We start from the raw sequence: 18,056 nt of genomic DNA, 5'->3' as shown, positions 1-18,056 counted from the left end.
CCCATGCCTCGGTGCTTTCAGCTCAATTGCCGGTAGGCGCGCACGGCGATCTCCTGAAGCCGTTCCTTGGGCAGGTCGCCGACCAGCGCGCAGCCCAGCGTCGCTTCGGTCCAGGCAAAGGATTCGAGGGCGCCGGCGGCGACATAGCGCAGCGAGGTTTCCTTGCCGTTCTGGGTGGGCACGACGTAGAGGGTGACGCGCCGGCCGCCATCGTCCTCATACATGAACTGCGCGGCCGCGCCGCCATTGGCCGGCAGCAACCGCCCACCCACCAGCGTCAGCCCCTCGTCGCGAAGGTCGGGGATGACGAGAGGGCGGTCGAGCCGCTTCGACAGCCAGGCGGCCAGATGGGCTTCCTGGTCGCCGCGCACTTCCACTGGATGCAGCACCTCGCGCGTATAGAGGCTGTGGGCGGCCAGGGCTTCGCTGATCATCGAGCTGTCGGCGAGCGAGCCTGCCGCCATCATGTCGCGCCCGAACCAGCCCGAAACGGCGCCGGCCGTCACCAGCAGGACCGCGGCCGCGGCCATACGCCAGTTGCGGTTCGTTTCGGCCTTCACCCGGTGGGCCATGCGATGCGCGGAAAGCCGGGCCGGCACCGTCTCGCGCGCGACATGGCCGTAAAGTTCGCGCAGCGTCTCGTTTTGCCTGCGCCAGTGGCCGACATCCTCGGCAAGCACGGGGTTGTCGGCGAGATGCCGCTCGATCTCGGTGCGACGATCATCGTCAAGCAGCCCGTCGGCATAGGCGAGCAGGTCGCTTTCGGTGATCGGACTGGTGTCGCCGGTCATTTCATCGTCCTCAGTTTCGGCCCGCCTTCCTCCGTAAGGCTGCGCAGCGTCGCGCGCGCCCGTCCGAGGCGCGACATCAGTGTGCCCACCGGTATGTCGAGAACCGCTGCCGCATCGGCGTAGCTGAAGCCCTCGACGGCGATCAGAAGCAGCGCCTCGCGCTGGTCGGCCGGCAGTTCCTGCATGGCCCGCGCCGTCTCGGCCAGCGCCAGCCGGCCGGGCGAAGCGCTTTGCACCTGCGGTTCCGCCACGAGGTCGGTCATCGGCATGGTGTCCGGGGCGCGGCGCCGATGCCGCAACTCATTGCGGTGGATGTTCAGCAGCATGCGGAACAACCACGCCCGCAGCGGCCCGGTCGGCCGCCACAGGCTGCTTTTGCGGATCGCCCGTTCGAGGCAGTCCTGGACCAGATCGTCCGCCAGATCGGCATTGTGGGTGAGGGCGCGTGCGTAGCGCCGCAGCGCCGGCACGCAATCCTCGACCTGGTCCAGGAATTGCGACATGGGCTTGGAACCGGTCCTACTCTTTCACCACATGCCAGGCACCGCCCACTCCGTCACCGCTCACGTCGCCCGGCTGCTTGTCGGCCTGCCACAGATACAGCGGCTTGCCGTTGTGCGCCCACTGCCTGGAACCGTCCTTTCGGCTCACCAGCGTGAACGGCGCTGCGTCGGTGGCGGAAGCGTCGGCCATCAGCGGCGGCCACTTCACGGCGCAGTCATCGTAGCAGTTCGAGGTGTTTTCGGCATCCTTGTCGAAAGTATAGAGCGTCATGCCCTTGGCGTCGGTCAGCACCTCGCCCTTGCTGGTTTCCATGGTCTTGATCGCACCGCCGGCATAGTCCTCGGCATGGGCGGCAAGCGGAAGGCCGAAGGCGACGGCTGCGATGGCAAGAAGCTTCGTGGTTGCGGACATGGTGCTTTCCTCCAGGTTGTTTGCTCGCGGATCATCCCGCCCACACGAGGGTCAACACCGGCCGGAAAGCTTTAATCCCGCCCCGGCCGGCTATTTTCGGCAATCACCGGCGTCCTTCGACGGTCATGTCGAATTTCACGACATTGGAATAGATGGGCGTGCCGACATCCATGCCATAGGGCGAGCGCAGCACGTTGCCGGTGACATGGAAGGCGATGCCGCGTCCCTGCTGCCGCAGCAGAACCACCTCGAAGCTCTCCCGGCGCGCAACGCCGCGCGCCGAAAGAACGCCTTCCACCGTGGCGCTGCGTGGTCCGGTCTGCGTGACCCTGGTCGAGCGGAAGGTGATGGCCGGATGGTTGTCCACGTCGAACACGGCCGAGGAGCGCAGGAAATTGGTGATGCGGGGCTGGCCGGCCTGCACGCTGGCGGGGCGCAGGGTGAAGGACACCGCCGAGCGCGAGACGCGCGCGGCATCGATGATGAAAGTGCCGGAGAACTGCCGGAACTGGCCCTCTATACCGCCGCCGCCGACCTGGCCGACACTGAAGACGATGCGTGACGAGGGTTCTATCGCATAGCGGCCGCCCGCGCTGGCCAGGCTTTCGCCGAACGAAGGCGACGAAGCCAGGGCCAGGGCGCCCGCCAGCAGGATGGGCCGGATCATGACGACCTCCCGGTGTTGAAGCTCTATCGGCAACAACACCGGCGGCGGGATTTTAATCCCGGGATTTTGGCGGAAACGTCAGTCGAACAGGCTGGACACCGACTGTTCGGACGCCGTGCGCGAGATCGCCTCGCCGAGAAGGTCGGCGATGGTGATGGTGCGGATGTTGGGGGCGTCGATCGTAGTCTGCGTCGGCTGGATGGAATCGGTGATGACCAGTTCCTGCAGTTGCGAGCCGGCGATGCGGTTCGCTGCGGCGCCCGAGAGCACGCCGTGGGTGATGTAGGCGGTGACGCTGGTGGCGCCCTTTTCCAGAAGCGCATCGGCCGCGTTGCAGAGCGTACCGCCGGAATCGACGATATCGTCGATCAGCAGGCAGTCCTTGCCGCGCACGTCGCCGATGACGTTCATGACCTCCGACTCGCCGGGGCGCTCGCGACGCTTGTCGACGATGGCGAGCTGGGCGTCGAGGCGCTTGGCCAGCGCACGGGCGCGCACCACGCCGCCGGTGTCGGGCGAAACGACCATGACGTTGTTGAGCTGCTTGTACTTGGCCTTCACGTCGCGGGCCATCACCGGAACCGAGAACAGGTTGTCGGTCGGGATGTCGAAGAAGCCCTGGATCTGGCCGGCATGCAGGTCCAGCGTCAGCACGCGCGAGGCGCCGGCGCGGGTGATCATGTTGGCGACCAGCTTGGCCGAGATCGGCGTGCGGCCCGAGGCGCGGCGATCCTGGCGCGCATAGCCGAAATAGGGGATGACCGCCGTGATGCGCCGCGCCGAGGAGCGCATGAACGCATCGATCATGATGAGCAGTTCCATCAGGTGGTCGTTGGTCGGGTAGGAGGTCGATTGCAGGACGAAGACGTCCTCGCCGCGCACGTTCTCCTGGATTTCGACAAAGATTTCCTGATCGGCGAAGCGCCGCACGCTGGCCTTGCCCAGCGGAATGTTCAGATAGCGGGCGACCGCCTCGGCCAGCACCCTGTTGGAATTGCCCGCAAAGAGTTTCATGCCTTGTCCCCGGAGAGAAATTTACGGGGTTTTTAGCCGCCTTGACCGGTATTGCAAGCGCCACAAACGGGATTCTCGAAGCAAATCCCAAGAATCAGGACAGGTTGTTGCCCGTTGGACATGGGAAAATGTCGCAGGCCGGTGCCTGCTATCCCTGGCCGGGGGCGCTGTCGAACCAGGTCGACAACTGGTCCATGGTCGTATCGGCAATGGCCTTGAGCGTGTCGGGACCCACGCCCGGCCAGCCCTCGGCGCCGTTCACCGCCGTCGCCTTCTGCTGGCCGGAGATGCGGTGCAGGCGGCTGCCGGCCGGGTCATACACGTCCCAGACATAGATGACGGTGGCGGCGCCGTCCTCGTTCAGGACCGAGAAATAACCCTTCAGCACATGGGTCGCGCTCTGGTCGGAACTGCCGGCAAGGGTGACGCCGCGCTGGCGGGCGCGCTGCTGCAATTCCTCCAGCAGCGGGCCGGCCGCTTCCACCGAAGTGCCGACGATGGGCGCGACCTGGAGCCTGATCCGGCCGGGGCGGGCCGGCGGCTGCACGGCGGCGGCCGACGAAGACGCGGCATTGTCGCTCGCCGGCGGCTGGCCTGTGGATGGCTGGCCCGTGGGTGGCTGGGCCGTGGCGGTCTGGCCGGGGGTGCCGATGGCGGACGGATCGAGCACGCTCGAACTGTTGCACGCGGCCAGGGCCAGCGCCACAAAAAGCACGGTCGACAAGGACGCTCGGCTCATGCCCCACAACACTCCATACGCACGGGGCCATCCAAGCGCCCCGCACGGAATGTATCACTTCACGATCAAGTCGAGATCATGGCGCGACAGCGGCCGGGCCTGGGATTCGGTGGTCAGGTAGGTGCGGCCGAGCGTCATCGCCGTCTCGGTTTCGGAATCCATGATGATCATGTGGGCGAACAGCGTCATGTTCGGGGCGATCGGCTCGGGATTGCCCTGGTAGAACATCGGCATGTCCATCCAGGAGGGCGAGAAGCGGGCGCCGACCGAATAGCCGCAGGCGTTCAGCCGGTGCTTGGTCAGGCCATAGGCTTCCATGGTGCGGGCGTGGGCTTCGAAAACGTCGCCGAAGGTGTTGTCGGGCGTCATCGCCTTCTCGACGGCCAGCAGGGCGGCCTGCGCGGCGTCGAACAGTTCCTGATGGCGCTTGGAAACCTTGCCGGTCAGCACCGTGCGCATCGCCGGTGCATGGTAATGGTGGAAGACGCCGGCCCATTCCAGCGTGAGCTGGTCGTTCTTGTTGAGCTTGCGGCGGCCGGCCTTGTAGCGGCACAGCAGCGCATCCGGACCGGAGCCGATGATGAACTCGTTGGCGGGATAGTCGCCGCCGCCGGCAAAGATGGTGCCCTGCATGGCGGCCAGGATGGCGGCTTCGTCGCCTCCCTGCTTGATCAGCGGCAGGGCGGCGTCGAGCGCATCGTCGGTCAGGGCGGCGGCCTTCTCCACCTTGGCGATCTCGGCCGGGCTCTTGAACAGGCGCAGCCGCCCGACAATGCCGGAGGCGTCGGAAATCTGTCCGAAGGTCTGCAACTGCTCGTCCAGCCGGCGGCCGTTGTAGGCGGTCAGGCCGTGCGTGTCGTATTCGACGCCGATGCGGGCGCCGAGCAGGTCCAGCTCGTTCAGCAGGTTGCGCAGGTCGATGGCCGGGTTGGCGCCGTCGCGGTCGGTCCACAGCACGATGTTGTCGATGATGGAGGTCTGGCGTGCCTGGCGCATGTCGGCCGAGCGCGTCAGCAGTGTCATGGAACCGTCCGCCTGCACCACCAGACATTGGAAGAAGCAGAAACCGAAGGTGTCGTAGCCGGTCAGCCAGTACATGCTTTCCTGCGCGAACAGCAGCACGGCGTCCAGCTTGCGCTCCGCCAGCTCGATCATCAGGCGGTCGCGGCGGGCGTCGAATTCGGAACGTTCGAAATGCAGCGCCATGGCTCTTACCTCTCCAGAACGATGGCCGAGACCTGCCGGCCGTAGTCCGGCTCCTTGCGGTGGGTCGTGCGGCGATAGGAATAGAACAGTTCTTCTTCCTCATAGGTGCAGCGGCCGAGCGCCTCGGCGGTCACGCCCGCCTTGCGCAGGCGCTCCACCGTGTAGCCGTTGAGGTTGAAGAGGAAATGATGCGGCTTGCCGGACGGGACGAACCAGTCTTCGTTGGCGGCATCCGCCGCCACGAACCGCTCGCGGAACTCGGGGCCGACCTCGTAGTTGCGGCCGCTGATCGAGGGGCCGAGCACGGCCACGATGCCGTCGCGGCGTGCGCCGAGGCCTTCCATGGCCGCGATGGTGTTTTCGAGGACGCCGGTGAAGGCGCCCTTCCAGCCGGCATGGGCCGCTCCCACCACGCCGGCCCCGGCATCGGCGAACAGCACCGGGCCGCAATCGGCGGTCGAGGCGCCGACGGCGATGCCCGGCCGGTCGGTGACGATGGCGTCCGCCTTCGGCCGTTCGCCGGCGAAGGGCTCGCGGGCGACGATGACGTCGGGCGAGTGGATCTGGTAGGCGGTCAGCAGGCGATCGGGCGCGACGCCCATCCATTCCGCCACGCGGCGGCGGTTCTCGGCCACCAGCGACTGGTCGTCCTGCGAGCCGGTGCCGATGTTGAGGCCTTGGTAAATGCCCTCGGAAACGCCGCCGATGCGGGTGAAATAGGCGTGGCGGATGCCGTGAGCCCCGGCCTTTTCCAGCAGTGGAGAGCGGATCGGTTCCGGCTTTTGCTGATTCACCATTAGGGCTTTGTTGTCTCCCCGGACCGTTTCGTCAAGCGGGAGATGCGAGGGATTTCGCCTGCGCGACGGCTTGCCAGAGTGGTCCCGGCGGACCGGAAAAGTCAATCGCGCGCCGGAAAAGGTACGTCGGCTGCGTCCTTTGGCAGCACCGCCAGCACCTTGAACAAATCGCCCATCTGGTCGGGCGCGGCCAGCCGCTCGACCTGCGCGGTGATCGCTTGCCGTGCGGCCTCGTCGGCGTCGGCGCCCAACCGGCCGGCGCGCTCCAGCAGGCCCATGGCGAGCAGGAATGCGCCTTGAGTGGCCGTCGAAACCTTCAATCCATGGGCGCGGGCCACCCCGCCGAGGGCGGCGAAATCGACATGCGTGGTCAGGTCCGCTTCGCCGGGGTGGGCCAGCACATCGTCGGGGGCATGGTCCTTGAGCGCCTGCAACGTGTCGCCGACACCGGCTTCGAGATAGCCATAGTCGATGAACAGGCCGGCCCCGCCGCGTGCGGCGATGCGCGCCGCGATATCCGCCATCAGGGCGCTGCGGGCCGGGGCGAGCTCGACAATGGCGCCTTCGGGGGCTGTGCCGGCATCTGCCGGCAGAAGCGACGGGTCGAGCGAGGCGGCGCCGGCGAAGAAGGCGAGCCGACCGGCCTCGTCCAGCCCCACCATGCGCTCGCGCCAGCCGGAGGCGGTGCGCACGAACTGGCGCACCGGAACGGCGTCGAACAGCTCGTTGCCGACGATGAGCAGTGGTGCGTGGGGCAGGGTGGCCACCGTTTCGTGCCATGTAACGCGTTCGGCCACCGCCCCCAGCGTCTCGCGCTGGATTTCCGTCAGGCGAGGGCTCGTCTCGATCAGAGCGAAGCGCGCTTCTGCGAAAAAGGCCGGGTCGAGCCGCGCCCATGTGCGCAGCATGTCCTTCATCAGCGTGCCGCGTCCCGGCCCGATCTCGACCACGGTGACGGGCAGCGGCCGGCCATTGGCGATCCATGCCTGATAGAGCCAGACGGCGACAAGCTCGCCGAACATCTGGCTGACCTCTGGCGCGGTGATGAAGTCGCCCCTGGCGCCGAACGGCTCGCGGGTTGTGTAGTAGCCGTGCCGGGGGTGGAACAGGCACAATGCCATATATTCGCTGACCGGGATCGGGCCGTCGGCCGCGATCAGTCCGGCTATATGCCGGCCGAGCCCCGTCATGCCTGTGCCGAGCGCGCCAGCGGCCTTGCGGTGGTCATCGCCCAGATGCCGATCAGCACCATCGGCACCGACAGCACCATGCCCATGGTCAGCCAGTTGCCGGCGAGATAGCCGATCTGGGCGTCCGGTTCGCGGAAGAACTCGACGAAGATGCGCGACAGGCCGTAGCCGCAGATGAAGGCGCCGGAAACGAAGCGTGGGGTCCCCAGCTTCAGGCGCGAATGGGTGAGCAGGCGCAGGACCAGGAACAGCACCACGCCTTCCAGCAGGCCCTCGTAGAGCTGGCTCGGATGGCGGGGCAGGGAGCCGCCGGTGGGAAACACCACCGCCCAGGGCATGTCGGAAACGCGGCCCCACAATTCGGAATTGATGAAGTTCGCCAGCCGTCCCAGCCCTAGGCCCACCGGCACCCCGGCGGCCACCACGTCGAACAGCGACCAGGGATGGATGCCGCGCGAACGGGCGAACAGGAGCATGGCGATGGTGGTGCCGAGAATGCCGCCGTGGAAGGACATGCCGCCCTGCCAGACGGCGAAGATGTCGCCCGGGTTTGCAAGATAGCGGGCGAAATCGTAGAACAGCACATAGCCGATGCGCCCGCCGAGCACGACGCCGACCGCGGCCCAGACGACGAAATCGTCTATGTCCTGCGGCTTCATCGGCAGCTTGCCGTCCGGCCACAGGCGCGGGTTGGAAACCAGCCGCTTGGCGTACCACCAAGCAAACACGATGCCGACGACATAGGCCAGACCGTACCAGTGAATGGCGAGCGGGCCGATCTGCACGATGACCGGATCGATTTCGGGGAAGGGCAGGGCCGCAATCGGCAGCAAAGACGGAAAGCTCAACGAGATGTCCTCGTGCGGGTTGGATCGGCGCGGACCATGCGGCAGGGTTTGGACATGGTCAAGGCGACATGGCAAGGCGATGAAGGACCCGCGCGGGCGGCAATCATGCATGCGCCTGCGCGGATGCACTTGCATTCGCAATCCATCGCCACTACGTCAAACCGACCAAGCGAGGTGCAGCCATGTCAACCGGACCCAACCGCATTCTGGACGAATTCGCCAAGCTGATGACCGATGCGGCCGGTGCCGCCCAGGGCGTGCGGCGCGAGGTGGAGACCGCCTTCCGGGGGCAGGCCGAGCGTATCCTCAATTCCATGGACATCGTCCAACGCGAGGAATTCGAGGCCACCCGCGACATGGCCGTCAAGGCGCGCGAGGAAAATGCCAAGCTTTCCGCGCGTATCGAAGCGCTCGAGGCAAGAATTGCCGAGCTGACCGCCAGCGCGGAGAAGTCCGCGCCCGCTTCCGGCTCCCGCGCCAAGAAATAATTCCAGAAGTTTTCCACAAAGGGCGATTCTGGAAAAGCTCTTTGTCATGAATCCCTTACGCACCGGCAGGGAATCCGGTCGTAAGAGGCTTTCCACATGCGAATGACTCTTCGCCGAAAATTGGGCTGGTCACGCGACTCCGGATCAATAGACTGAATTTGTTGCATGATTCGTGAAGGCGAACATGCGCCGGGCGGTGGGGTCCGGTCATGGGTTGTTGTTGCGTCGAGCAGTCCAGACCGTCCGAGTTCTAGAAATCAATGTTCGTTGTGCGTGCCTATCCACGGAGCGTGTGATGGTGCTCCCGAACGACAGGAAGCAGTGAATGGAACTCCTCGAACTCGAAGTCTCGCGCGAAATCCATCCGGTGGATGTCATCGAGCAGGTCGCCCACAACAATGACTGGTCCTTCGAGCGGGCCGGTGACGATGAAATCTCCATCTCGGTTGCCGGAAGCTGGACCGAATATCACGTCTCCTTCTCCTGGATGGAGGATTTCGAGGCGCTGCATCTGGCCTGCGCCTTCGACATCAAGGTGCCGGAAAACCGGGCGCTGGAGGTGATGCGGCTGCTCTCGCTCATCAACGAACAGATGCTGTTCGGCCATTTCGACCTGTGGGAGCAGGAAGGGGCCATCATGTTCAGGCAGTCGCTGCTGCTTGCCGGCGGGGTCGAGCCGTCGAGCCAGCAGGTCGAGGTGCTCCTGTCCTCGGCGCTGGAGGCCTGCGAATGCTATTTCCAGGCATTCCAGTTCGTCGTGTGGTCGGGAACCTCGGCCAGGGATGCACTGGCCAGCGTCCTGTTCGAGACGCACGGCAACGCATAAGGACCAGCGCAGAAATGAGTTCAGGTACGGCGCGCAAGCCGGAGATCGGTTTTGCCGATTTCGACAAGGTCGATATCAGGACCGGCACCATCGTCGAGGCCGAGCCTTTTCCTGAGGCGCGCAAGCCGGCCTTCAAGCTGAAGATCGATTTCGGCCCGGAGATCGGGGTCCGGAAATCGTCGGCGCAGATCACCCGCCACTATACGCCCGAGGCGCTGGTGGGGCGGCAGATTTTCGCGGTGGTGAACTTTCCGCCACGGCAGATCGGTCCGTTCATGTCCGAGGTGCTGACGCTCGGCTTCTCCGACGAGAACGGCGATATCGTGCTGGGCGCCGTCGAGCGCACGGTGCCCAACGGCAGCCGGCTTCACTGACCCGGATATCCGTGACTGGTGCCGGTTTTGAGAGTGAGGCATTCCATTCCGAAGACCATGCCTATTTTGAATTGAGAATCTCTGGATTGATGCAATCCAGGAACGATATCCTTTGAGGAAGGTTCAGTCTTTGCCGAGGATAGGGTAGGCTTCGCGAGGTGCGATGCCACCAGACACCCTTCCAAGGCTTGTGAGATTTGAAATGACCATCCTCAGGAACACCCCGCGCGCCGTTGCCTTTGCCGGCACCAGCCGGCGCACCGCGCTGCTTGCGCTTGCCGCCTCCGTGCTCACCGTCGCGGCGCTGACGCTCATCCCCTCCGCGCATGCCGAGGACAAGACCTCGGTCAAGGTCGGCATCATGGCGGGCGAGGAAGAGGACACCTGGGCGGCGGTGAAGGAGCAGGCGGCCAAGAACGGCCTGACCGTCGAGACGGTCATCTTCAACGACTACACCCAGCCCAACGAGGCGCTGGCGCGCGGCGACATCGACGCCAACGCCTTCCAGCATGAGCCTTACCTCGAAAACCAGATCGCCACGCAGGGCTACAAGATCGTGGTCGCCGGCTACACGGCGCTGTGGCCGGTCGGCCTCTATTCCAAGAAGCACAAGTCGCTGGCCGATCTGCCCGACGGGGCGGTGATCGGCGTGCCGAACGACCCGTCCAACGAGGGCCGTGCCCTCAAGGTGCTGGAGGATGCGGGGCTGATCAAGCTGCGCGAGGGCGCCGGCATCCTGGCCACGGTGACGGATGTCGCGGAAAATCCGAAGAATCTGGAGATCAAGGAACTCGACGCCGGCATCGTCGGGCGCTCGGTCGACGATCTCGACGGCGCCGTCGTCAACACCGACTGGGCGCTGAAAAGCGGGCTGACCGCCGACATCCAGATCGCCAAGGAAACCATCGAGAACAACCCGTACCGCAACTTCATCGCGGTCAGGGAAGAAGACAAGGATGCGCCCTGGGTGAAGAAACTCGTCAGCTCCTATCAGAACGATGCGGTCAAGGCCGCATTCGACCAGATCTACAAGGGAGCGGGCGTTTCCGCCTACTGATCCGACCGGGTTGCGTGGCGCCCGTTCGGGCGCCACGTGGCCTTTGCTAACCAAACGGCCATTGCCCCGTCATCTGATTTGGCGCAAGGAAAGGCGGCCCGCGGCATGTGCGGTGGGCCGCTTTGCGCATGAAGCATCATGAGGCGACAGGGCAGGATGGCTTCCCGGCACATGAAAGACGGCACGATGAACCAGCATGTGGGGCAGCAGCACGTGGAAGCGCTCGCTCCGGATGGGCGACGGGCGGCACCGGCTGCGTCCGGCACCGGGCCGGTGGTGCGGCTGGTCGACGTCAAGCGCCATTTCGGCCCGACCGCCGCGCTGGACGGCGTGTCCCTGACCGTCGGCAAGGGCGAGATCATCGGCATCATCGGCCGCAGCGGGGCCGGCAAGTCGACGCTGATCCGCTGCCTCAACGGCCTGGAGCGGCCGGATTCGGGCGAGGTCCATATCGAAGGGCGGGAGATCAGCCGGCTGGACGAAAACCAGTTGCAGCCGCTGCGCCGGCGCATCGGCATGATCTTCCAGCATTTCAACCTGCTGTCGGCCAAGACCGTCGAGGAAAATGTCGCCCTGCCGCTCAAGATCGAGGGCGTGCCGAAGGCCGAGCGCCTGCGCCGCGCAGCGGAGTTGCTGGAGCTTGTCGGCCTTGCCGGCAAGGCCAAGGCCTATCCGGCCTCGCTCTCGGGCGGCCAGAAGCAGCGTGTCGGCATCGCCCGCGCGCTGGCCGCGCGGCCAGCGCTTTTGCTTTCCGACGAGGCCACTTCGGCGCTTGATCCGGAAACGACGCGCTCCATCCTTGCCCTGCTCAAGGACATCAACCGCCAGCTCGGCCTCACCATCATCCTCATCACCCACGAGATGGAGGTGGTGCGCTCGATCGCCGACCGCGTGGCGGTGATCGATGCCGGCCGCATCGTCGAGCAGGGCGAGGTCTGGAAGGTGTTCGCCGACCCGCAATCCGACATTACCACCAGCCTGTTGCAGGGCATCCGCCCGCAACTGCCGGCCGAGATCGCGCAGCGGCTCTCGCCGACGCTCGGATCGGAAGCGGTGCTGCGCGTCGACATTGCCGGCGAGGCGGCGCTGGGGCCGCTGCTGGCGGATCTCGCCGCCAAAGCGGGCTCGTTCCGCTTCGTCCATGGCGGTATCGAGCGGGTGCAGGGGCGGCCGGTCGGCACGCTGTTCCTCGCCGTGCCGGCCGGCGAGCCGGACCTTTCGCAAACCGTGCAATTCCTGACGGGCCGGGGCGCCCGCGTCGAGGTGCTGGGCCATGTCTTCGGCAATGATTGAGCTTTTCCTGCGTTCGCTCTGGGAAACGGTGCTGATGACCGGTGCCTCCGGCGTGGTCTCCTTCGTGTTCGGCCTTCCGCTCGGCCTCGCGCTCGTGGTGACCGATCGTGGCGGCATTGCCGAGAACCTGTGGACGAACCGCCTGCTGGGCGGCATCGTCAACGGGTTCCGCTCGGTGCCGTTCATCATCCTTCTGGTGGCGCTGATCCCGGTGACGCGCTTCATCGCCGGCACCTCGATCGGCACCTGGGCGGCGATCGTGCCGCTTTCCATCGCCGCCACGCCCTATTATGCGCGCATCGCCGAAGTGTCGCTGCGCGAGGTCGACCGCGGGTTGATCGAGGCAGTGCGCGCCATGGGCGGCTCGCGCTGGACCATCGTGCGCGAGGTGCTGGTGCCGGAAGCGATGCCGGGCATCGTGGCGGGCTTCACCGTCACGCTGGTCACGCTCGTGGGCGCTTCGGCCATGGCCGGCGCCATCGGCGCGGGCGGCCTAGGCGACCTTGCCATCCGCTACGGCTACCAGCGTTTCGAGACCACGGTGATGATCGCCGTCGTCGCGGTGCTGATCGTCATGGTCAGCGTCCTGCAATGGGCGGGCGACCGGCTGGTCGCCCGGCTGGACCGCCGCACTGCCTGACACCGATACGGCCTACGCCGGTATCCTGATGCGCGCCCGCAGGCCGCCGAGCGGACTGTCCTCGAAGGTCAGGTCGCCGCCATGGCTGCGGGCGATGTCGCGGGCGATGGGCAGGCCGAGGCCGGTGCCGGTGGCGTCGAGATTGCGCGCCGCATCGAGCCGCACGAACGGTTTGAACACTTCCTCGCGCTTTTCCGGCGGAATGCCGGGGCCGTCGTCGTCGATGGTGATGGTGAGCCAGCCATCGCCATGTTCGGCGTGGATTTCGACGGATTTGGCGTAACGGAAGGCGTTGCCCGCCACATTGGCCACCAGGCGGGTGAAGGCGTTGGGTCGCACCTGGATGTCGGGCGAGCCGGTGATCGAGGTGATGAGCTTGCACTTGCGCAGCTTTGCCTCGTCCGCCAGCCGCTGGAAGCAGGCGGCAAGGTCGAAATGCCCGGTGTCCTCGGCCGCCTCGCCGCGCGCGAAGGCCAGATAGCCCTCCAGCATGGACTGCATGTCGTCTATGTCCTTGCCCAGCGCCTCGATGTCGGCCTTGGTGCGGGTCAGCGCCAGTTGCAGCTTGAAGCGGGTGAGGATGGTGCGCAGGTCGTGGCTGACGCCGGTGAGCATCGCCGTGCGCTGCTCGATCTGGCGCTCGATGCGCTCGCGCATCTGCATGAAGGCGAAGCCCGCGCGCCGCACCTCTTCCGCGCCGCGCGGGCGGAAGTCGCGCGGCATCGGCCGGCCCTTGCCGAAGCTCTCGGCCGCCTCCGCCAGCGCCAGGATCGGCCTGATCTGGTTGCGCAGGAAGGGGATGGCGATCATCAGCAGCACCAGCGAGGTGCCGACCATCCACAACAGGAAGATGTGGGTGTTGGACGCATAGGCCTGGCTGCGGCGCACGAAGACGCGCAGCACCCTGCCTTCGAGCTGGATGCGCACCTCGATGACATTGGAATTGCCGACCGTGTCGAGCCAGAACGGCCGGTTGATCTGGCGGGTGATCTCTTCCGACAGGATCTGGTCGAGGATCGAGAAGAAGGGCTTCGGCCCCGGCGGGGGCAGGGGCTCGGGCGGCAGCAGGTCGACCTTGAGCTGCATCCGGTCCTGGGCGATGCGGATGATGTTGGCGTAGTCCGGCTCGTTCGGATAGGTCTCCAGCAGGTCGATGATGGCGGCGATGTCGCGGGTGACGGCTTGCGACAGGCGCTGGGTCACCGTCTGCCAGTGGCGCTCCATGAAATCGAAGGCGATGACCGATTGCAGCAGGATCATCGGCGCGATGATGATGATTAGCGAGCGGGCATAGAGCCGCTTCGGCATGTAGAGCGAAACCAGGCGCCAGAAGCGCTTCCACGATTTCTGCACCGAGGCGGCGGCGCGCTGGACGCGGGCGCGGAAGTTGTCTGGAGGCGGGCCCTGCAATTCTGTCGTCGTCATTCCGTTCCGGCCTGCGCTTGGGGCGGCGCGTCATGCGGCCGTCCGGCCGACTCTATTCCACGCTGAGGCGATACCCAATACCGCGCACCGTCTGTAGCCACACCGGGTTGGAGGGGTCGCGCTCGATCTTGCGGCGCAGCCGGTTGATCTGCACGTCGATGGTGCGTTCGCCGACTTCCGAATCCTCGCCCACCAGTTCGTGGCGCGGAATCGTTTCGCCGGCCCGTTCGGCGAAGATCGCCAGGATTTCCTGCTCGCGGTCGGTCAGCTTCAGCACCTCGCTGCCGCGTTTCAACTCGCGCTTGGCGATCTGGAAGGTGTAGGGGCCGAAGACGAGCTGTTCCACCTTGGGCGTGGAGGCGGGGCCGCCGCGCCGCAATATGTTGTTGACGCGCAGGATCAGCTCGCGCGGGTCGAACGGCTTCGGCAGGTAGTCGTCGGCCCCGGCTTCCAGCCCGGTGATGCGGTTGTCGGTCTCCGAAAGCGCCGTCAGCATCAGGATCGGCACGTTGCGCTCGGCGCGCAGCGACTTCGTCAGCTCGACGCCGCTTTCGCCCGGCATCATCACGTCCAGCACCAGCAGGTCGAAATCGAGCCCGGCCAGCTTGCGCCTCGCCTCGGCCGCGGTTCCGGCCACGGTGACGCGGAAGCCGTTCTCGCTCAGGAACTGCCTGAGCAGGTTGCGGATGCGGGTGTCGTCATCGACCACCAGCAGGTGGAACGCATCGTCATCCGGCGCACAGGCCGGCTGGTCCAGCCTGTCGCTGCCATCCCTGTCAGTGCCTTCCATGACGGTCTCCTAGTCTTCTGCTGCGCCATGCGAGGGGTCGGTGTCGATCTGGGCCCTCAGCTCCGGATTGACCATCGCCTTGAGAAACTGCTCGATCGACTTGCGCCCCGCATCCTCCATTTCCATCAATGCGCCTTGTATTCGGCGGGACTGTGGCCGCGAAAGGGCAAGCGACAGCTCACGCCCCTTGGCGGTGGGATAAAGCTCGCGCTGGCGGCGGTCACGCGGTCCCTGCAATTGCACGATGTGGCCGGTGTCGATGAGCTGCTTGAGCACCCGCGCCAGCGATTGCTTGGTGATCTTGAGCACATCGAGCAGTTCGGCCACCGTCAGGCCGGGCCGGCGGTTGACGAAGTGCAGGACCCGGTGATGGGCGCGGCCGAATCCGTAGTCCGCCAGCATCTGGTCGGGGTCGGAGGTGAAGTCGCGATAGGCGAAGAAGAACAGCTCGATCAGCGTGAAATCGATGCCGTCCTCGTTGGCCACCGCCGCCCGGATCGGTGCCTCGTCGCCGGTTTTTTCCTTCAGCATGCTTCTCCCGCACCAAATTAAGTCAGCACTATTGACGTATTCTGCGCCCAATGATAATTTTTGACAAGCTTTAGGGCTTATTGCGACCGAAAACGCAAGGCTGGACCGGAAATCCGGAACTTCCTGAGTTTGCCATGGCCACAATATGGGCCTAGGCTTCGGACTGGCGGTTGCCTCATCGCTGCCGGATCAAACTTCAACGCACAGACTTATGCAGGCAGGCTGCCTGCGGGAGGTTATTGTCATGGCATCCGTTTCCTTCGACAATCTCGACGGTTATATCTGGATGAACGGCGAATTCGTCAAATGGGCGGACGCCAAGATTCACGTGCTGACCCACGGGCTTCACTATGCCAGCGCCGTATTCGAAGGTGAGCGCGCCTATGGCGGCGAGATCTTCAAGCTGACCGAGCACACCGAGCGTCTGCATGAATCGGCCCGCATTCTCGGCTTCAAGATTCCCTATTCGGTGGCCGAGATCGACGCGGCCTGCAACGAGCTGCTGAAGAAGCAGGGCTTCAAGGATGCCTATGTGCGCCCCATCGCTTGGCGCGGCAGCGAGCAGATGGGCGTCTCGGCCCAGAACAACCGGATCAACGTCGCCATCGCCATCTGGCAGTGGCCGAGCTATTTCGATCCGGAGCAGAAGCTCAAGGGCATCCGCCTCGACATGGCCGAATATCGACGCCCCGACCCGCGCACGGCCCCGTCCAAGTCGAAGGCCGCCGGCCTCTACATGATCTGCACCATCTCCAAGCATGCGGCCGAAGCCAAGGGCTATGCCGACGCCATGATGCTGGACTGGCGCGGTCAGGTGGCCGAGGCGACCGGCGCCAACATCTTCTTCGTCAAGGACGGCAAGATCCACACGCCGACGCCGGATTGCTTCCTCGACGGCATCACCCGCCGCACGGTGATCGGCCTGGCCCGTGATCGCGGCATCGAGGTGATCGAGCGCGCCATTCAGCCGGAGGAACTGGAAGGTTTCGAGCAGTGCTTCCTCACCGGCACGGCGGCCGAGGTGACGCCGGTTTCGGAGATCGGCCCGCACCGTTTCGAGGTCGGCGAGATCGCCAAGACGCTGATGAACGACTATTCGGCAGCGGTTCAGCCCAAGCGGGCCATCGCGGCGGAATAGAACTTCGTCGTCCCGTGAAGTTGCGAGGGAGCGGCCCTCTGGGCCGTTCCCATTGTTTTTGAGCGTTTGACTTTCGTCAGAATCAGCGTCTCATGACCGCATTCGGCTCACTCGAGTCGAGGTTGTCTGAGAGGGATCACAGATGGAAACGCTACTTCCTATCATCGTGCAGGTCATCACGGGCATTATCGGCGGCCAGGCCGTCGGTGCGGCGATAAAAACGGCCGCGATGGGCCAGCTTCCCAAAATCCTCAGTGGCGCGATCGGAGGAGTCGGCGGCGCCGCCATCCTCGGCAGCCTGCTGGGTGGGGGCACCATTGATCCGGCAGCGGCGACGGCCGCGGCAGAAGGCCTCGGCGGGGCCCTCAACCTCAACAACATTCTCGGCGGCGTGGGCGGCGGCGCGATTCTCACCGGCATCGTCGGTGCGGTCATGAACGCCATGAAGAAATAAGCCGGACCAGTGGTTCGACGAAAAAGGGCGGCTTCGGCCGCCCTTTGCGTGATGGGGCGTGATCGAGGTGGACGCGGCGGCGCCATGACCCTACATCGGGGCAATGTTTCTCGGCCGTCTTTCTGCCGACAGGAAAAGGGTCATCATGGGTCAGCTCAACGCCGGCATCGTTCCCGTCACGCCGTTCCAGCAGAATTGCACCATCCTGTTCGACCAGGATGAGAAAATCGGGGTCGTCGTCGATCCCGGTGGCGATGTCGACCGCATCCTGGCGGCATTGAAGGAAAATGCCATCACCGCCACAGCCATCTGGATCACCCATGGCCATATCGACCATGCCGGCGGCGCGATGGATCTGAAGGAAGCGCTGGGCGTCGAGATCATCGGCCCGCACGAGGACGACCGGCCGCTGCTCGACAATCTGGAAAACCAGGCGCAGCGCTTCGGCCTCACCGGTGCGGTCCGCAATTGCGTTCCGGATCGCTTCCTGAACGAAGGCGACAAGGTTTCCTTCGGCGAGCACGAGTTCGAGGTCCTGCACTGTCCGGGCCATGCGCCCGGCCACGTCGTCTATTACAACCGCGCGGCCAAGTTCGCCCATGTCGGCGATGTGCTGTTTCGCGGTTCGGTGGGCCGCACCGACCTGCCGGGCGGCAACCACGAAGCGCTGATCCGTTCCATCAAGGAAAAGCTGCTGCCGCTCGGCGACGACATCGGTTTCATCTGCGGCCACGGACCGGGCGGACGCCTCGGCGAGGAGCGGCGGTCAAATCCGTTCCTGATCTGACCGGGGAATGCCATGGATTGGGGGCGCGCTTTGCCAGAGGCAGGCCCTCGCTCCTGCCCGCTCCCGCAGGTGGCATGCTTCTCCCG

Annotated in this window: 22 protein-coding genes; 9 read left to right on the top strand and 13 right to left on the bottom strand. The window is 65.4% G+C overall.

Annotation, left to right across the window (positions count from 1 at the left end):
- Positions 1 to 17: 17 nt before the first annotated feature.
- The 10 genes from ABID37_RS21990 to lgt form a co-directional block, all read right to left on the bottom strand.
- A complete protein-coding gene (locus tag ABID37_RS21990) occupies positions 18 to 791 on the bottom strand; it encodes an anti-sigma factor family protein (protein WP_354198702.1) in 774 nt (257 codons plus the stop codon).
- A complete protein-coding gene (locus tag ABID37_RS21985) occupies positions 788 to 1,294 on the bottom strand; it encodes a sigma-70 family RNA polymerase sigma factor (RefSeq protein ID WP_354198700.1) in 507 nt (168 codons plus the stop codon). Before ABID37_RS21985 ends, ABID37_RS21990 begins: the two co-directional genes overlap by 4 nt.
- Before the next feature lie 16 nt (positions 1,295 to 1,310).
- A complete protein-coding gene (locus ABID37_RS21980) occupies positions 1,311 to 1,706 on the bottom strand; it encodes a COG4315 family predicted lipoprotein (RefSeq protein ID WP_354198698.1) in 396 nt (131 codons plus the stop codon).
- Between the two features lie 103 nt (positions 1,707 to 1,809).
- Positions 1,810 to 2,373: a YceI family protein gene (locus ABID37_RS21975; RefSeq protein WP_354198696.1), complete on the bottom strand. Its 564-nt coding sequence runs from the start codon at positions 2,371 to 2,373 to the stop codon at positions 1,810 to 1,812.
- 78 nt (positions 2,374 to 2,451) lie between these two features.
- Positions 2,452 to 3,387 (bottom strand): ribose-phosphate pyrophosphokinase, encoded by a 936-nt coding sequence (locus ABID37_RS21970; RefSeq protein ID WP_354198694.1) that lies wholly within the window; start codon positions 3,385 to 3,387, stop codon positions 2,452 to 2,454.
- A gap of 148 nt (positions 3,388 to 3,535) precedes the next feature.
- Positions 3,536 to 4,126, bottom strand: a complete 591-nt coding sequence (locus ABID37_RS21965) for a hypothetical protein (RefSeq protein WP_354198692.1) — start codon at positions 4,124 to 4,126, stop codon at positions 3,536 to 3,538.
- 54 nt (positions 4,127 to 4,180) lie between these two features.
- A complete protein-coding gene (locus ABID37_RS21960) occupies positions 4,181 to 5,332 on the bottom strand; it encodes a M24 family metallopeptidase (protein ID WP_354198690.1) in 1,152 nt (383 codons plus the stop codon).
- Positions 5,333 to 5,337: 5 nt separating this feature from the next.
- Positions 5,338 to 6,129, bottom strand: a complete 792-nt coding sequence (gene pgeF, locus ABID37_RS21955) for a peptidoglycan editing factor PgeF (RefSeq protein WP_354198688.1) — start codon at positions 6,127 to 6,129, stop codon at positions 5,338 to 5,340.
- Positions 6,130 to 6,230: 101 nt separating this feature from the next.
- Entirely contained in the window at positions 6,231 to 7,319 is a 1,089-nt protein-coding gene (locus tag ABID37_RS21950) for a class I SAM-dependent methyltransferase (protein WP_354198686.1), read from the bottom strand.
- Entirely contained in the window at positions 7,316 to 8,167 is an 852-nt protein-coding gene (gene lgt, locus ABID37_RS21945; RefSeq protein ID WP_354198684.1) for a prolipoprotein diacylglyceryl transferase, read from the bottom strand. Before lgt ends, ABID37_RS21950 begins: the two co-directional genes overlap by 4 nt.
- Before the next feature lie 182 nt (positions 8,168 to 8,349).
- On the opposite strand from lgt, the gene ABID37_RS21940 reads away from it, so the two are divergent.
- The 6 genes from ABID37_RS21940 to ABID37_RS21915 all read left to right on the top strand — a co-directional run bounded on the left by ABID37_RS21940 (position 8,350) and on the right by ABID37_RS21915 (position 12,845).
- Positions 8,350 to 8,655, top strand: coding sequence for an accessory factor UbiK family protein (locus tag ABID37_RS21940; protein WP_354198682.1), 306 nt, complete (start codon positions 8,350 to 8,352; stop codon positions 8,653 to 8,655).
- A gap of 325 nt (positions 8,656 to 8,980) precedes the next feature.
- A complete protein-coding gene (locus ABID37_RS21935; protein WP_354198680.1) occupies positions 8,981 to 9,481 on the top strand; it encodes a type III secretion system chaperone family protein in 501 nt (166 codons plus the stop codon).
- Positions 9,482 to 9,495: 14 nt separating this feature from the next.
- Positions 9,496 to 9,855, top strand: a complete 360-nt coding sequence (locus tag ABID37_RS21930) for a tRNA-binding protein (RefSeq protein ID WP_354198678.1) — start codon at positions 9,496 to 9,498, stop codon at positions 9,853 to 9,855.
- Positions 9,856 to 10,057: 202 nt separating this feature from the next.
- A complete protein-coding gene (locus tag ABID37_RS21925; RefSeq protein ID WP_354198676.1) occupies positions 10,058 to 10,912 on the top strand; it encodes a MetQ/NlpA family ABC transporter substrate-binding protein in 855 nt (284 codons plus the stop codon).
- A gap of 186 nt (positions 10,913 to 11,098) precedes the next feature.
- Positions 11,099 to 12,205 (top strand): methionine ABC transporter ATP-binding protein, encoded by a 1,107-nt coding sequence (locus ABID37_RS21920; RefSeq protein WP_354198674.1) that lies wholly within the window; start codon positions 11,099 to 11,101, stop codon positions 12,203 to 12,205.
- Positions 12,186 to 12,845: a methionine ABC transporter permease gene (locus ABID37_RS21915; RefSeq protein ID WP_354198672.1), complete on the top strand. Its 660-nt coding sequence runs from the start codon at positions 12,186 to 12,188 to the stop codon at positions 12,843 to 12,845. The genes ABID37_RS21920 and ABID37_RS21915 overlap by 20 nt, the downstream gene beginning before the upstream one ends.
- A 12-nt stretch (positions 12,846 to 12,857) precedes the next feature.
- Here the strand turns inward: ABID37_RS21915 and ABID37_RS21910 are convergent, their stop codons facing one another.
- From ABID37_RS21910 to ABID37_RS21900, 3 genes are read right to left on the bottom strand one after another with little or no spacing between them, the layout of a single operon-like run.
- Positions 12,858 to 14,270 (bottom strand): sensor histidine kinase, encoded by a 1,413-nt coding sequence (locus ABID37_RS21910; RefSeq protein ID WP_354198670.1) that lies wholly within the window; start codon positions 14,268 to 14,270, stop codon positions 12,858 to 12,860.
- Between the two features lie 52 nt (positions 14,271 to 14,322).
- On the bottom strand, positions 14,323 to 15,060 hold the full coding sequence (locus ABID37_RS21905; RefSeq protein WP_354198669.1) for a response regulator: 738 nt from the start codon (positions 15,058 to 15,060) through the stop codon (positions 14,323 to 14,325).
- Between the two features lie 9 nt (positions 15,061 to 15,069).
- Entirely contained in the window at positions 15,070 to 15,591 is a 522-nt protein-coding gene (locus ABID37_RS21900; protein ID WP_354198667.1) for a MarR family winged helix-turn-helix transcriptional regulator, read from the bottom strand.
- Positions 15,592 to 15,835: 244 nt separating this feature from the next.
- Between ABID37_RS21900 and ABID37_RS21895 the strand changes: the two genes are divergently transcribed.
- The 3 genes from ABID37_RS21895 to ABID37_RS21885 all read left to right on the top strand — a co-directional run bounded on the left by ABID37_RS21895 (position 15,836) and on the right by ABID37_RS21885 (position 17,970).
- Entirely contained in the window at positions 15,836 to 16,729 is an 894-nt protein-coding gene (locus ABID37_RS21895; protein ID WP_354198665.1) for a branched-chain amino acid aminotransferase, read from the top strand.
- Positions 16,730 to 16,871: 142 nt separating this feature from the next.
- Positions 16,872 to 17,183 carry a hypothetical protein gene (locus tag ABID37_RS21890; RefSeq protein ID WP_354198663.1) on the top strand — a complete coding sequence of 104 codons (312 nt, stop codon included), beginning with the start codon at positions 16,872 to 16,874 and terminating at the stop codon, positions 17,181 to 17,183.
- Positions 17,184 to 17,328: 145 nt separating this feature from the next.
- Entirely contained in the window at positions 17,329 to 17,970 is a 642-nt protein-coding gene (locus tag ABID37_RS21885) for an MBL fold metallo-hydrolase (protein WP_354198661.1), read from the top strand.
- Positions 17,971 to 18,056: the final 86 nt, after the last annotated feature.

Source organism: Aquamicrobium terrae, from assembly GCF_040545735.1.
Classification (GTDB): Bacteria; Pseudomonadota; Alphaproteobacteria; order Rhizobiales; family Rhizobiaceae; genus Mesorhizobium; species Mesorhizobium terrae_A.
The sequence above is the reverse complement of the archived record's forward strand: the minus strand, read 5'-3'. Positions and strand labels throughout refer to the sequence as shown.